Genomic DNA, 13,779 nt, shown 5'->3' on the forward strand with positions numbered 1-13,779 from the left:
CCCTGATCTTCTTCTTTCTCGCCTACGTGGTTGCGCCGCTGTTCCAGGGTGCCGACCTGACCGCGAAAGACTCGATCACCCCAGCCTGGATGCAGGACGCTGGCAAGCCGCTGATGATTTCGCTCGAAGAGCAGAATCAGGTGGCCATGCGCGTGTCGGACAAAGGCCAGGCGCTGTTCTTCGATATCGACAGTGGCGCTGAACTGAAGCGCGTCGATCTGCCGGTGCCGGCCGGTGCCACCGTGACCTCCATTGGTGAAGACCAGCCGGGGCAACCGCTGGTGGCCGTGGGCCTGTCCAACGGTCAGGCACTGGTGTTCCGTCACACCTACAAAGTCAGCTACCCCGATGGCAAGAAAACCATCACCCCGGCGATTGAATATCCGTACGGCGACACGCCGATCGCGCTGAACGAAGCCGGCGGTGCGCTTGAGCATGTCAGCCTGAATGCCACCGACACCACCCTGATATTGGTCGGCTCGACCGGTTCGCAACTCAACGTCCTGTCGCTGTCCAGCGAAGAAAACATGATGACCGGCGAAGTCACCAACGAGCAGAAGCGTATCGATCTGCCGCAGATGACCGAGCCGGTGAAAAACATCTTCGTCGACCCGCGCCAGCAATGGCTGTACGTGGTCAACGGTCGTGCCCAGGCCGATGTGTTCAGCCTGCGCGACAAGAGCCTCAACGGTCGCTACAAACTGCTGGAAAACGCTGACGCCGAAGTCACCGCGACTACGCAACTGGTCGGTGGCATCTCGCTGATCGTCGGTGATTCCAAGGGCGGTCTGGCCCAGTGGTTCATGGCCCGCGACACCGACGGCGAGCTGCGCCTGAAGCAGATCCGCACCTTCCAGATGGGCACCACGCCGATCGTTGAAATCACCGCTGAAGAACGTCGCAAAGGCTTCCTCGCGCTGGATGCCAGCGGCAAGCTCGGCGTGTTCCACAGCACCGCGCACCGCACGCTGCTGGTTGATCAAGTGGTCGATGGCCAAGGTGTATTCGGTCTGTCGCCGCGCGCCAACCGCGTGATCGTCGAAGCCGGCGGCAAGCTGCAACCGCTGCTGCTCGACAACCCGCACCCGGAAGTGTCGTGGAGCGCGCTGTGGAGCAAGGTCTGGTACGAGAACTACGACGAGCCTAAATACGTCTGGCAATCGACCGCGGCCAACACCGATTTCGAACCGAAACTGAGCCTGTCGCCACTGACCTTCGGCACGCTGAAAGCCGCGTTCTACGCGATGCTGCTGGCGGCCCCGCTGGCGGTTGCTGCTGCGATCTACACCGCGTACTTCATGGCCCCGGGCATGCGCCGCAAGGTCAAACCGGTGATCGAGCTGATGGAAGCGATGCCGACGGTGATCCTCGGTTTCTTCGCCGGCCTGTTTCTCGCGCCGTATGTAGAAGGGCACTTGCCGGGCATCTTCAGCCTGCTGATGTTGTTGCCGATCGGCATTCTGGTCGCCGGTTTCACCTTCAGTCGCTTGCCTGAATCGATCCGCCTGAAAGTCCCGGACGGTTGGGAAAGTGCGTTGCTGATTCCAGTGATTCTGTTCGTCGGTTGGCTGTCGCTGTACATGAGCCCGTTCATGGAGAACTGGTTCTTCGGCGGTGACATGCGCATGTGGATCTCCCACGATCTGGGCATCACCTACGACCAGCGCAACGCTCTGGTGGTCGGTCTGGCCATGGGTTTCGCGGTGATCCCGAACATCTACTCGATTGCTGAAGACGCCGTGTTCAGCGTGCCGCGCGGTCTGACCCTCGGCTCGTTGGCACTTGGTGCTACGCCTTGGCAGACCATGACCCGCGTGGTGATCCTGACTGCCAGCCCGGGCATCTTCTCGGCGCTGATGATCGGCATGGGTCGCGCGGTCGGCGAAACCATGATCGTGTTGATGGCCACCGGCAACACCCCGGTCATGGAAATGAACCTGTTCGAAGGCCTGCGCACCCTGGCCGCCAACGTCGCGGTGGAAATGCCCGAGTCGGAAGTCGGCGGCAGCCACTACCGCGTGCTGTTCCTCTCGGCGCTGGTGCTGCTGTTGTTCACCTTCGTCATGAACACCCTGGCAGAACTGATTCGTCAGCGTCTGCGCAAGAAATACTCGTCGCTTTAAGCAAAGGTAGAAGTCTGTGAAACAGAACTCCCTGAAAGGATGGTTCAAGAGCGGCGCCCCGGGCGTCTGGATCAGCGGTGGCGCGGTGTCCATCGCGGTCATCATGACCATTGGCCTGCTGGCAGTGATCGCCGTGCGCGGTCTGGGTCACTTCTGGCCGGCGGATCTGATCCACGCCAACTACGACGTCCCGGGCCAGGCCAATCACCTGGTCGTCGGTGAAGTGGTACAGAAAGAAGAAGTGCCGCGCGCACGTCTGAAGAGCGCTGGTTTGCCGGTGCCTGACGTCGGCCCGGAATTCATGACCCGCGAGCTGATCAAGGTCGGCAACCGTGATTTGAACGGCAACGACTTCACCTGGATCGTCGGCGAGTGGCTGACCAACCAGACCACGCCGCCAGAGTTGATGGCGATCGAACGTCGCGAGTGGGGCAATTTCTACGGCTACCTGGTCAACGTCAAACAGGACGGCAAGGTCATCGCCGAGGGCGAAGCGGCTTGGCCTGAGCTGCAAGCGCGGATCAACCGGGTAAACGGTCTGGCGGCACAGCTGAAGTCGCTGGAAAAAACCGACATCGGTGCGATCAACGCAGGGCTGGAACGCATCCGTCTGCACAGTCGCAAACTGGAACTGGAAGGCAAGCTCGACGCCACCGCGCAAGCGGACATGGAATCCGAGCGCGCCGAGCTGAACGCGCGTTATCAGGACATCGAAGCACGTCTGGCCGATCTGCATGCGCAGTTCAACCGTGATGCGCTGACCGCTCGTGATGCCAACGGCAAAGAGATCGAAATCGGTCTGGGCAAAGTGGTTCACGCTTACCAGCCGAACGCGATGAGCACCTTTACCAAGGTCGGTTTCTACTTCAGCAAGATCTGGGAATTCCTTTCGGATGACCCGCGTGAAGCGAACACCGAAGGCGGGATTTTCCCGGCGATCTTCGGCACCGTGATGATGACCCTGATCATGGCGATGATCGTCACCCCGTTCGGCGTGCTGGCGGCGGTGTACCTGCGTGAATACGCCAAACAGAACACCCTGACGCGGATCATCCGTATCGCGGTGAACAACCTCGCCGGCGTTCCGGCGATCGTTTACGGTGTGTTCGGTCTGGGCTTCTTCGTTTACGTGCTCGGTGGTTCGGTCGACCGCTTGGTCTTCCCGGAAGCACTGCCGGCACCGACCTTCGGTACACCGGGTCTGCTCTGGGCCTCGCTGACGCTGGCGCTGCTGGCGGTGCCGGTGGTGATTGTGGCGACCGAGGAAGGTCTGGCGCGTATTCCGCGTACCGTGCGTGAAGGCTCGTTGGCCCTCGGCGCGACCAAGGCTGAAACCTTGTGGAAGATTGTGATCCCGATGGCCAGCCCGGCGATGATGACCGGCATGATCCTCGCCGTGGCCCGCGCCGCCGGTGAAGTGGCGCCGCTGATGCTGGTGGGTGTGGTGAAACTGGCGCCGTCGCTGCCGGTGGACGGCAACTACCCGTACCTGCACCTGGATCAGAAGATCATGCACCTGGGCTTCCACATTTATGACGTCGGCTTCCAGAGCCCGAACGTCGAGGCGGCCCGCCCGCTGGTGTACGCCACGGCGCTGTTGCTGGTGCTGGTGATCGCCACGTTGAACCTGTCGGCGGTATATATCCGCAACCACCTGCGCGAAAAATACAAAGCACTGGATAGCTGATTTCTTATGTAGGAGTGAGCCTGCTCGCGATGGCAACACCGCGGTTTCATAGATAAACCGCAGCGCCTGAATCGCGAGCAGGCTCACTCCTACAAAAAACCGAACCGAATTTGTTAGCACAGGGAGCCTCCCATGCAGCACGAAGCACATACCCACGGCATCAACATGTCCGCCCTGGGCCGCGACAAGCAGAGCCTCAACCTCGAACAGGAAACCGTGGCCATCGAAGTACCCGGCCTGAGCCTGTACTACGGCGACAAACAAGCCCTGTTCGACGTCAGCATGAACATTCCGAAACAGCGCGTGACCGCGTTCATCGGCCCGTCCGGCTGCGGTAAATCGACGCTGCTGCGCACTTTCAACCGCATGAATGATCTGGTTGACGGCTGCCGCGTAGAAGGCGCGATCAACCTGTACGGCAACAACATCTATCGCAAGGGCGAAGACGTTGCCGAACTGCGTCGCCGCGTCGGCATGGTGTTCCAGAAGCCCAACCCGTTCCCGAAAACCATCTACGAAAACGTCGTGTACGGCCTGCGCATTCAGGGCATCAACAAGAAGCGCATCCTCGACGAAGCGGTCGAGTGGGCATTGAAAGGCGCGGCACTGTGGGACGAAGTCAAAGACCGTCTGCACGAGTCGGCACTCGGCCTGTCCGGTGGTCAGCAACAACGTCTGGTGATCGCCCGTACCATCGCGGTTGAGCCGGAAGTGCTGCTGCTCGATGAACCGTGCTCGGCCCTCGACCCGATCTCGACGCTGAAAGTCGAAGAGCTGATCTACGAGCTGAAATCCAAGTTCACCATCGTCATCGTTACGCACAACATGCAACAGGCTGCGCGGGTTTCGGACTACACGGCGTTCATGTACATGGGCAAACTGGTGGAATTCGGCGACACCGACACCCTGTTCACCAATCCGGCGAAGAAACAGACCGAAGACTACATCACGGGGCGCTACGGCTGATTGAAGCAGCCGCGAGCTTCAAGCTGCGAGCGGCAAGTCCAAGCGGTTCAGCGTAACGACAAATTTCAGCTTGCAGCTTGTAGCTTGCAGCTCTTGGTTAAAGCTTTTGCGGAGCGAACACAATGATTTCTAAGGAAGGCCTTACCCATCACATCTCTGCGCAGTTCAATGCTGAGCTTGAGGAAGTGCGCAGCCACCTCCTGGCCATGGGCGGGCTGGTCGAGAAGCAGGTCAACGACGCGGTGACCGCGCTGATCGAGGCCGACTCCGGTCTGGCTCAGCAGGTGCGCGAGATCGATGACCAGATCAACCAGATGGAACGCAACATCGACGAAGAATGCCTGCGCATTCTCGCCCGTCGTCAGCCGGCGGCGTCCGACTTGCGTCTGATCATCAGCATCTCCAAGTCGGTGATCGACCTTGAGCGCATCGGTGACGAAGCGACCAAGATCGCTCGTCGCGCCATTCAGTTGTGCGAAGAAGGTGAAGCGCCGCGCGGTTACGTCGAGGTTCGTCACATTGGCGACCAGGTACGCAACATGGTCCGTGATGCGCTGGACGCATTTGCCCGTTTCGACGCCGATCTGGCGTTGTCGGTGGCGCAGTACGACAAGATCATCGACCGCGAATACAAAACCGCCCTGCGTGAGCTGGCGACCTACATGATGGAAGATCCGCGCTCTATCTCGCGGGTCTTGAGCATCATCTGGGTGCTGCGTTCGCTGGAACGCATCGGTGACCACGCACGCAACATCTCCGAATTGGTCATCTACCTGGTGCGCGGTACCGACGTGCGCCACATGGGCCTCAAGCGCATGAAGGAAGAAGTTGAGGGCACAAGCGGCGAAACCGCTAATGTTCCGGGCGATGCTGACGATAAGTAAGATTGCCTGAGAAAAGCGCCCGGCCCTTTGGCCGGGCGTTTTTGTTTCTGCTTTTCACAAGGCAGATCGAATTAAAAAGCAGCACCCGCGAACGAAAAGTCCCGGCGTGACTGAAGAGTTTTGGCAATGTGCCATCAGCCAGCGTTATGCTTGCCGGGATTTTAATAGGGGTGTTGGATGAGCAAGATCAGTGTGTTGGTCGTGGACGATGCTTCGTTCATTCGTGACCTGGTGAAAAAGTGCCTGCGTAATTACTTCCCGGGGATCCGCACCGAGGACGCCGTCAACGGTAAAAAGGCTCAGGCCATGCTGGCCAAAGAGGCGTTCGACCTGGTCTTGTGCGACTGGGAAATGCCGGAAATGTCCGGTCTTGAACTGCTGACCTGGTGCCGCGAGCAAGACAATCTCAAGACTATGCCGTTCGTCATGGTCACCAGCCGTGGCGACAAGGAAAACGTCGTGCAGGCGATTCAGGCCGGCGTTTCCGGCTACGTCAGCAAGCCGTTCACCAACGAGCAACTGCTGACCAAGGTCAAACAGGCGCTGAACAAGGTCGGCAAGCTCGACACCCTGATGAACAGCGCGCCGACCAAGATGAACTCGGCGTTCGGCAACGATTCGCTGAGCGCATTGACCGGTGGCAAGCCTGCTGTGGTCGGCGGCGCACCGGCAGCGGCGGTCAACCCGTTCGCCAAACCGGCTGCCGCTGCGCCAGCAGCTGCAGCGCCGTCGCGTGGTTTGCTCAACAGCCCACCGGTGCAGGCCCCCGCAGCGTCGAAAGCGCCGGCCGGTGGTCGTGGTCAGGGTCAACTGCGTCTGCCGAGCGGCACCCAACAATGCGTGATCAAGGCGTTGAGCATCAAGGAAGCGCTGCTGGTGATCAAACGCACCGACACCCTGCCGCAGATCCTCGACAGCGCCGTGCTCGACCTGGAGCAGGGCGACAATGCTGAAATCGCCCGCCTCAACGGTTACCTGCACGCCATCGTCGCGCATGAGCAGAAAGCCGACAGCGACTGGCTGCAACTGACCTTCCGTTTTGTCGACCAGGATGCGCAGAAGCTCGACTACATCTCCCGCCTGATCGCTCGCGGCACGGCGCAGAAGCACTTCGTTCCCGGCGCGTAATCGAGGCGCCAGAAAAGATCGCAGCCTGCGGCAGCTCCTACATGGGAATGCATTTCCCTGTAGGTGCTGCCGCAGGCTGCGATCTTTTGCTGTGTGCGCTGGGCAAATTGAAACATCTGTCGACTAGCCTGGTCTGTCACAACTGCTAGGCTCACTCCCAGGCCTTACTTCGACAGACTCTTGCCCATGCTCGCGCGCCTGCTGTTTCTCTGTGGTCTCTTCATGGCCTCCACCTCGGCTGTGGCCATGACCATTTACAAATCCACCGATGCCAACGGCGTGGTCTCCTACAGCGACCGGCCGAGCAAAGGCGCGCAGGTGTTCGTCTTTCAGGACCGGATGGTCGAGCGCCTGGAGCGTCAGGTATACCTCGACATCAAAAAGCAGAAGGGCGCCGACGTGGTCTTCGTGCGCAACGATCTGTACGCGCCGGTCGAGGTGGCGCTGGCGTTTACCGGGATGAGCAACGTGCGCGGCGCGCCGGCGCAAACCATCCGCCGGGTGCTGCCGGCGCGCAGCAATACGCGGTTGGCGTTGCTGACGGCGGTGTCCGGCAAGCAGCCGCTGGTGTACACGCCGCAATTTCACTATTCCCTCGGTGACCCTGCCGGCACCGCGCAGGGCTATCGTTATCCGCTGCCATGGCGCGGTGGGCCGTTCCGCCTGAGCCAAGGCGCCAACGGCCAATACAGCCACTACGGGCCGAAGAACAAGTACGCGATGGACATTGCCATGCCGGTCGGCACGCCGATCATTGCCGCGCGGGCAGGGGTGGTGGTGAAAACTGAAAACTCGCAGAGCGGGCGCGGCAACGATGCGTCCGGCAATTTTGTGCGGGTGCTGCATGACGACGGCACGATGGGCGTGTACCTGCACCTCAAGCAAGGTTCGGTGAGCGTGCGCGAAGGGCAGAGGGTGACGGTGGGCAGTCCGTTGGCGCTGTCGGGCAACACCGGCAACAGCAGCGGCCCGCACCTGCACTTTGTGGTGCAGCGCAACAGCGGGGCGGGGCTGGTGTCGATTCCCTACCAGTTCAACCAGCCGCTGGGGGCGTTGCCCAACTTTGCGTTGGGCAAACAGTAAAAAGCAAAAGATCGCAGCCTGCGGCAGCTCCTACATGGAAATGCGATCCCTGTAGGAGCTGCCGAAGGCTGCGATCTTTTAACAGGCAATGCGGTCACCCGCATTGCACTCAATCCAGCATCAACACCTTCGCCAGCACAATCTTCGGCCCTTTCATCTTCTTGATGATGATCCGCAGGCCTTCGACTTCCAGCACTTCTTCCTCTTCCGGCACCCGTTTCAGGGTTTCGTAGACCAGCCCGGCGAGGGTTTCCGCTTCGATGTGGTCGAGGTCGATGCCCAGCAGGCGTTCCACCTTGAACAGCGGCGTGTCGCCACGCACCAGCAACTTGCCCGGCTGATACGCGAGGATCCCGCGCTCAGCCTTGCGGTGTTCGTCCTGAATGTCGCCGACCAGCACCTCCAGCACGTCTTCCATGGTCAGGTAGCCGATGATGTTGCCATCAGCTTCCTCGACCACGGCGAAGTGCGAGCCGCCCTTGCGGAACTGCTCCAGCAACTGCGACAGCGGCATGTGCCGCGACACGCGCTCCAGCGGACGGGTCAGTTCGGCCAGGTTGAACGACTCGGGAATGTGGTCCAGCGCCGCCAGTTCCAGCAGCAGATCCTTGATGTGCAGCAGGCCGACGAACTCCTGGCGCTCGCTGTCGTATACCGGATAACGGCTGAACTTGTGGCGACGGAACATCGCCAGGATTTCTTTCAGCGGCGCGTTGAATTCCAGCGTGATCAGGTCTTCGCGGGAGTTGGCCCAGTCGACCACTTCCAGCTCGCCCATTTCCACCGCCGACGCCAGAACACGCATGCCTTGATCGCTCGGGTCCTGGCCACGGCTGGAGTGCAGGATCAATTTCAGTTCTTCGCGGCTGTAATGGTGTTCATGGTGCGGGCCTGGCTCACCTTGACCGGCGATGCGCAGAATCGCGTTGGCGCTGGCGTTGAGCAGGTAGATCGCCGGGTACATCGCCCAGTAGAACAGGTACAGCGGCACCGCCGTCCACAGCGACAGCAGCTCGGGTTTGCGGATCGCCCACGATTTCGGGGCCAGCTCGCCGACGACGATGTGCAGGTACGAAATGATGAAGAACGCGGTGAAGAACGACACGCCTTTGACGATTTCCGGCGACTGCACGCCGACCGCGCTCAGCAGCGGCTCGAGAATGTGCGCAAAGGCCGGCTCACCGACCCAACCCAGGCCAAGGGAGGCGAGGGTAATACCGAGCTGACACGCCGAGAGGTACGCATCGAGCTGACTGTGTACGGTGCGCAGGATATGCCCGCGCCAGCCGTTTTTGTCGGCGATGGCCTCGACCCGGGTCGAGCGCAGTTTGACCATGGCGAATTCCGCCGCAACGAAAAAACCGTTGAGCAAAACCAGGATCAGAGCAAAAAGGATCATGCCGAAATCGGCGAATATTGTTGCGAGGGACAAGCCAGGGGAAGGGTCCATGATGGAGTTTTGCGGGTTCCGTGTGATTCAAGAGAGGTAAAAGTCGCGCCTGAAAGGCAGGCACAAGTCAGCCAATGTAGCGGCTGACCTGGCGATTGCCTAGTGCGACATTACTCAGCGGCGCTGATCGCCCGTGCGCTGGCCACTTGCGCCGGGGCGAAATGGCAGGTGAAGGTGCTGCCATGACCGGGCACGCTGCTGATCTCCATGCGTGCGCGGTGGCGCAGCAATACGTGTTTGACGATGGCCAGACCCAGCCCGGTGCCGCCGGTGTTGGAGTTGCGGCTGGAGTCGACGCGGTAGAAACGTTCGGTCAGGCGCGGCAGGTGTTTGCTGTCGATGCCGATCCCGGAATCCTGCACGCTGAGGTGCGCGCCCTGATCGTCGCCCCACCAGCGAATGCGGATGTTGCCCTCGGCCGGGGTGTACTTCACGGCGTTGAACACCAGATTGGAGAACGCACTGCGCAACTCCGCTTCGCTGCCCTTGAGCAGCAGGCCGGCGTCGGCTTCGAGGCTGATGCGCTGATTCTTTGAACCGGACAACTGCTGCGCATCACCCTTGATCGATTGCAGCAGGGCGTCGACCTGCACCGGCTGGTTGTCCGACGGGTAATCAGTGGCTTCCAGTTTCGCCAGCAGCAACAAATCGTTGAGCAGCGTCTGCATGCGTCCGCCCTGTTGCTGCATCTGCTGCAGGGCGCGGCTCCAGCGCGGGTTCACTTCCTCGACGTTGTCGAGCAGGGTTTCCAGATAGCCGCAGATCACCGTCAGCGGCGTGCGCAATTCGTGGGAGACGTTGGCGATGAAGTCTTTGCGCATCTGTTCCAGCTGATGGATGCGCGTGACGTCGCGCACCAGCATCAGGTGTTCGTTGTTGCCGTAGCGGGTCAGGTACAGCTGAATGCGTACGCGATCATTGGTCGGCGAAGGGATTTCCAGCGGCTCGGCGTAGCTGTCCTGCTCGAAGTATTCCTTGAAGCGCGGATGCCGCACCAGGTTGGTCACCGGCTGGCCACTGTCCTGCGGGGTCTTCAGACCGAGCAGGGTTTCGGCGGCGCGGTTCCACCATTCCAGGTTGCCGTCGCTGTCGAGCATGATCACCGCGTCTTTCAGCGCGGCAGTGGACTCCTGCACCCGGTCGATCACCGCTTGCAGACGCCCGCGCACGCGTTGGTCGCGGCGTTGCAGGTGATAGATGCTGTCGAACACTTCGCCCCACAGACCATAGCCATCGGGCGGTGCTTCGTCCGGTTGATGCTGGCGCAGCCACTCGTGCAGCCGCAGCAATTGCTTGAGCGTCCAGCCCAGATAAATGCCCAGACCTGCCGCCAGGCTCCAGCCGTAATAGCCGGTGATCAGGCCTATCACCAGGCAGGCGGTGACCAGCAACAGCATGTGGCGAATCAGGGTGCCATGCCAGTTTTGATTCACGGGGGCGTCCTTAGCCGCAGCTTCAAGTTTCAAGCCACAAGCTTCAAGCTAAAGCGGATCGGCTTCAACTTGCCGCTTGTAGCTAGAAGCTTGCAGCTGCTTTTTTATGCTTTCGTGGAAAACCGGTAGCCGGTGCCGCGCACGGTTTGTACCAGATTTTCGTAGGCGTCGCCGAGGGCCTTGCGCAGGCGGCGGATGTGCACGTCGACGGTGCGTTCTTCAACGTAGACGTTGCCGCCCCAGACCTGATCCAGCAACTGGCCACGGGTGTAGGCGCGTTCCTGGTGGGTCATGAAGAATTGCAGCAGACGGTATTCGGTCGGGCCCATCTCGGCCGGTTTGCCGTCGATGGTCACGCGGTGGCTGATCGGGTCGAGCAGCAGGCCACCGACTTCGATTGGCGCTTCGCCATCGGTCGGGCCGGCGCGACGCAGCACGGCTTTCAGGCGTGCAACCAGTTCGCGCGGGGAAAAAGGTTTGGTGATGTAGTCGTCGGCGCCGACTTCCAGGCCCTGAATCTTGTTGTCCTCTTCGCCCTTGGCGGTGAGCATGATGATCGGGATGTCCCCGGTCAGCTCGTCACGCTTGAGGCGGCGGGCCAGCTCGATACCGGAGGTGCCGGGCAGCATCCAGTCGAGCAGGATCAGGTCCGGCTTGCGGTCAACGATGATGGCGTGCGCCTGCTGCGAGTTCTCTGCCTCGAGGCAGTCATAGCCGGCCATTTCCAACGCAACGGCGATCATTTCGCGAATGGGCGCTTCGTCGTCGACGATCAGAATGCTCCTGCCAACCATGCCTTAATCCTCTTGTCATTTAACTGTCTTGCGCCGCATTAGATAACGGAATTATTGCAGTCGTGTGACAGTATTTTAGTCGCCCGGCGTTTCGCGTGATCCTGAACTAAGCTCTAAGTCCGAATCCTGACAACCACAAAAGAAGGTTTCCATGACTCAAATGACTGTTTCTTTCAAAGCCCTGCTGATGGCTGCTGCCCTGACGCTGCCTGGATTTGCGATGGCTGCAGATCCTGCGATGGAGAAGGACGGCATGTACACCGACCACAAAGGCATGACCCTGTACACCTTCGCCAAGGACTCGGGCGGCAAGTCGATGTGCAACGACAAGTGCGCAACCAACTGGCCGCCGTTGATGGCGACGGCGGGTGACAAGTCGATGGGTGACTGGACTGTCATCAAACGCGACGACGGCAAGATGCAGTGGGCCTACCAAGGCATGCCGCTGTACACCTTCGTGATGGACAAGAAGGCCGGTGACATGACCGGTGACGGCAAAATGGACGGCGCCTGGAAAGTCGCCAAAGCCAAGTAACGCAAAAGATCGCAGCCTTCGGCAGCTCCTACATTGGAATGTGTACGCCCTGTAGGAGCTGCCGCAGGCTGCGATCTTTTCAGTCAGCGCAGTGCGTAATCCAGCACGATCCCGACGAAAATCGCCAACCCGGCCCAGTGGTTGTGCAAAAACGCTTTGAAGCAGCGCATGCGGTCACGATCGCGGGTGTACCAGAACTCCCATGCATAACACCCGGCAGCCACCAGCAAGCCGAGATGGAACCAGACACCCAGCTCGAACTTCGATCCCGCCAGCAACAGGCAACCCAGCGACAACGCCTGCAAACTGAGGATGATCACCCGATCTGCCTCGCCAAACAGAATCGCCGTCGACTTCACGCCAATCTTCAAGTCATCATCACGGTCGGTCATCGCGTAATAGGTGTCGTAACCCACCGTCCACAACAGGTTGGCGATCCACAGCAACCACGCCGCCGCCGGCAGTTCGCCGGTTTCGGCGGTGAACGCCATCGGCATGCCCCACGAGAACGCCGCGCCCAGCACTACTTGCGGGTAATAGGTGTAGCGCTTCATGAACGGATAGGTGAAGGCCAGCGCCAGACCGCCCAGCGACAACCAAATGGTCGGCGCGTTGGTGCATAGCACCAGCAAAAAACTCACGCCCATCAACAGCGCGAAAAACACCAGCGCTTCTTTCGAACTGATCCTGCCCGCAGCCAATGGCCGTTGCGCGGTGCGTTTGACGTGGCCGTCGACCTTGCGATCGGCCCAGTCGTTGATCACGCAGCCGCCGGCGCGGGTCAGCACCACGCCGAGGACGAAAATCACCACGTTGGCCAGCGACGGCGAACCTTTACCGGCAATCCATAGCGCCCACAGCGTTGGCCACAGCAGCAGGTAAATACCGATCGGCTTGTCCATCCGGGTCAGCTGAATGAAATCCCAGGCGCGCGGGTTCAAACGGTTCAGGGACTTGAGCAGGCTCTGATACATCAGCAATTCTCCGGATGGGCGCGGGCGGTGCGCCACAGGCTCGGCAGGAAGATTTCCGCGACCAGCACGCTCAGCGCGCCACGGTCGAAACGCGAACGACGGCCCCACAGTGCAGGCGCTTTCGCGGCGGTCGGCAGCCATTCTTCAGGGTAGTGACAGACTTCGAGGGCGCGGCGCTGGAAGGCCTGATCACTGAACAGCAATTCGCCCAGCGAGCGACTGCCGAGTTCGTCCATGTGCAAACCGTCGCCCTGCAACGCGGCGCGCGAGGCGACGCTGCGGGCAAACACCCAAGCCTCGCCGTGGCCACGCAAATACACCTCGCGCACCCAGCCTTCGCTGCCTTCGGCCAGATCCAGCGCCGTACATTCATCGGCGCGCAGGGTGTCCCAGCCTTCGAACAATGGCGTCACGCTGAAGCCATCGTTGGACAAACGTGTGAGTCGGCGGGTCAGCGAGCCTTCGTCGAACAGCCAGTCGAGGGTCAACGAATCGGGGAGGGGCGTCAGTCGGCTTTGAGTCAGCCAGAGCGGGGCCGGGGCGGGATTAGTCTGTTGCACAATGAGTCATTATTGGCCGCAAATGAGGCGGCGAGCTTACCATGGCAGGCTGCGATATTGAGCGATCCGGGGCGCCGTTGCGCCGAACAGGCTTGCATCTGCCCGGCTCCATCAGTACAAAACGCCCTGAGCCGGATGGCAGCGCACAACCCATCGACCGTC

The 13,779-nt window shown here is 60.6% G+C and carries 12 protein-coding genes; 7 read left to right on the plus strand and 5 right to left on the minus strand.

Going from position 1 to position 13,779, the window contains the following annotated elements:
- Positions 1-89 precede the first annotated feature (89 nt).
- The 6 genes from ACZZ0B_RS26820 to ACZZ0B_RS26845 all read left to right on the plus strand — a co-directional run bounded on the left by ACZZ0B_RS26820 (position 90) and on the right by ACZZ0B_RS26845 (position 7,871).
- A complete protein-coding gene (locus ACZZ0B_RS26820; RefSeq protein WP_463546978.1) occupies positions 90-2,123 on the plus strand; it encodes an ABC transporter permease subunit in 2,034 nt (677 codons plus the stop codon).
- A 16-nt stretch (positions 2,124-2,139) separates the two neighbouring features.
- On the plus strand, positions 2,140-3,810 hold the full coding sequence (pstA, locus tag ACZZ0B_RS26825) for a phosphate ABC transporter permease PstA (protein WP_463546643.1): 1,671 nt from the start codon (positions 2,140-2,142) through the stop codon (positions 3,808-3,810).
- A 132-nt stretch (positions 3,811-3,942) separates the two neighbouring features.
- Positions 3,943-4,776, plus strand: coding sequence for a phosphate ABC transporter ATP-binding protein PstB (pstB, locus tag ACZZ0B_RS26830; RefSeq protein ID WP_008078766.1), 834 nt, complete (start codon positions 3,943-3,945; stop codon positions 4,774-4,776).
- A gap of 122 nt (positions 4,777-4,898) precedes the next feature.
- Positions 4,899-5,660 (plus strand): phosphate signaling complex protein PhoU, encoded by a 762-nt coding sequence (gene phoU, locus ACZZ0B_RS26835; protein WP_007954334.1) that lies wholly within the window; start codon positions 4,899-4,901, stop codon positions 5,658-5,660.
- Positions 5,661-5,837: 177 nt separating this feature from the next.
- A complete protein-coding gene (locus ACZZ0B_RS26840) occupies positions 5,838-6,788 on the plus strand; it encodes a response regulator (protein WP_008078765.1) in 951 nt (316 codons plus the stop codon).
- A gap of 186 nt (positions 6,789-6,974) precedes the next feature.
- A complete protein-coding gene (locus ACZZ0B_RS26845; RefSeq protein WP_008078764.1) occupies positions 6,975-7,871 on the plus strand; it encodes a peptidoglycan DD-metalloendopeptidase family protein in 897 nt (298 codons plus the stop codon).
- A gap of 109 nt (positions 7,872-7,980) precedes the next feature.
- On the opposite strand, the gene ACZZ0B_RS26850 is transcribed toward ACZZ0B_RS26845, so the two are convergent.
- The 3 genes from ACZZ0B_RS26850 to phoB form a co-directional block, all read right to left on the minus strand.
- Entirely contained in the window at positions 7,981-9,321 is a 1,341-nt protein-coding gene (locus ACZZ0B_RS26850; protein ID WP_008078763.1) for a hemolysin family protein, read from the minus strand.
- Between the two features lie 110 nt (positions 9,322-9,431).
- The gene (gene phoR, locus ACZZ0B_RS26855) at positions 9,432-10,718 is read right to left on the minus strand and encodes a phosphate regulon sensor histidine kinase PhoR (protein ID WP_238552685.1); all 1,287 of its coding nucleotides are present in this window, start codon (positions 10,716-10,718) and stop codon (positions 9,432-9,434) included.
- 140 nt (positions 10,719-10,858) lie between these two features.
- Entirely contained in the window at positions 10,859-11,548 is a 690-nt protein-coding gene (gene phoB, locus ACZZ0B_RS26860) for a phosphate regulon transcriptional regulator PhoB (RefSeq protein WP_007896474.1), read from the minus strand.
- A gap of 151 nt (positions 11,549-11,699) precedes the next feature.
- Here phoB and ACZZ0B_RS26865 point away from each other — a divergent pair, with 151 nt between their 5' ends.
- Positions 11,700-12,083 (plus strand): COG4315 family predicted lipoprotein, encoded by a 384-nt coding sequence (locus ACZZ0B_RS26865; protein WP_008078761.1) that lies wholly within the window; start codon positions 11,700-11,702, stop codon positions 12,081-12,083.
- A gap of 83 nt (positions 12,084-12,166) precedes the next feature.
- On the opposite strand, the gene ubiA is transcribed toward ACZZ0B_RS26865, so the two are convergent.
- Together ubiA and ACZZ0B_RS26875 are read right to left on the minus strand one after the other, a co-directional pair.
- Positions 12,167-13,057, minus strand: coding sequence for a 4-hydroxybenzoate octaprenyltransferase (gene ubiA / locus ACZZ0B_RS26870; protein ID WP_008078760.1), 891 nt, complete (start codon positions 13,055-13,057; stop codon positions 12,167-12,169).
- Positions 13,057-13,617, minus strand: coding sequence for a chorismate--pyruvate lyase family protein (locus tag ACZZ0B_RS26875; protein ID WP_463546644.1), 561 nt, complete (start codon positions 13,615-13,617; stop codon positions 13,057-13,059). Before ACZZ0B_RS26875 ends, ubiA begins: the two co-directional genes overlap by 1 nt.
- Between the last annotated feature and the right edge of the window lie 162 nt (positions 13,618-13,779).

It is taken from the genome of Pseudomonas sp. AC247, from assembly GCF_979258015.1.

Coding starts and splice junctions, on each gene's coding strand:
- phoR (WP_238552685.1), bottom strand. CDS start 10,718: ATGCTGTTGCTGGTCACCGCCTGCCTGGTGATAGGCCTGATCACCGGC.
- ACZZ0B_RS26850 (WP_008078763.1), bottom strand. CDS start 9,321: ATGGACCCTTCCCCTGGCTTGTCCCTCGCAACAATATTCGCCGATTTC.
- ACZZ0B_RS26845 (WP_008078764.1), top strand. CDS start 6,975: ATGCTCGCGCGCCTGCTGTTTCTCTGTGGTCTCTTCATGGCCTCCACC.
- ACZZ0B_RS26865 (WP_008078761.1), top strand. CDS start 11,700: ATGACTCAAATGACTGTTTCTTTCAAAGCCCTGCTGATGGCTGCTGCC.
- ACZZ0B_RS26840 (WP_008078765.1), top strand. CDS start 5,838: ATGAGCAAGATCAGTGTGTTGGTCGTGGACGATGCTTCGTTCATTCGT.
- phoB (WP_007896474.1), bottom strand. CDS start 11,548: ATGGTTGGCAGGAGCATTCTGATCGTCGACGACGAAGCGCCCATTCGC.
- ubiA (WP_008078760.1), bottom strand. CDS start 13,057: ATGTATCAGAGCCTGCTCAAGTCCCTGAACCGTTTGAACCCGCGCGCC.
- phoU (WP_007954334.1), top strand. CDS start 4,899: ATGATTTCTAAGGAAGGCCTTACCCATCACATCTCTGCGCAGTTCAAT.
- pstB (WP_008078766.1), top strand. CDS start 3,943: ATGCAGCACGAAGCACATACCCACGGCATCAACATGTCCGCCCTGGGC.
- ACZZ0B_RS26820 (WP_463546978.1), top strand. CDS start 90: ATGCAGGACGCTGGCAAGCCGCTGATGATTTCGCTCGAAGAGCAGAAT.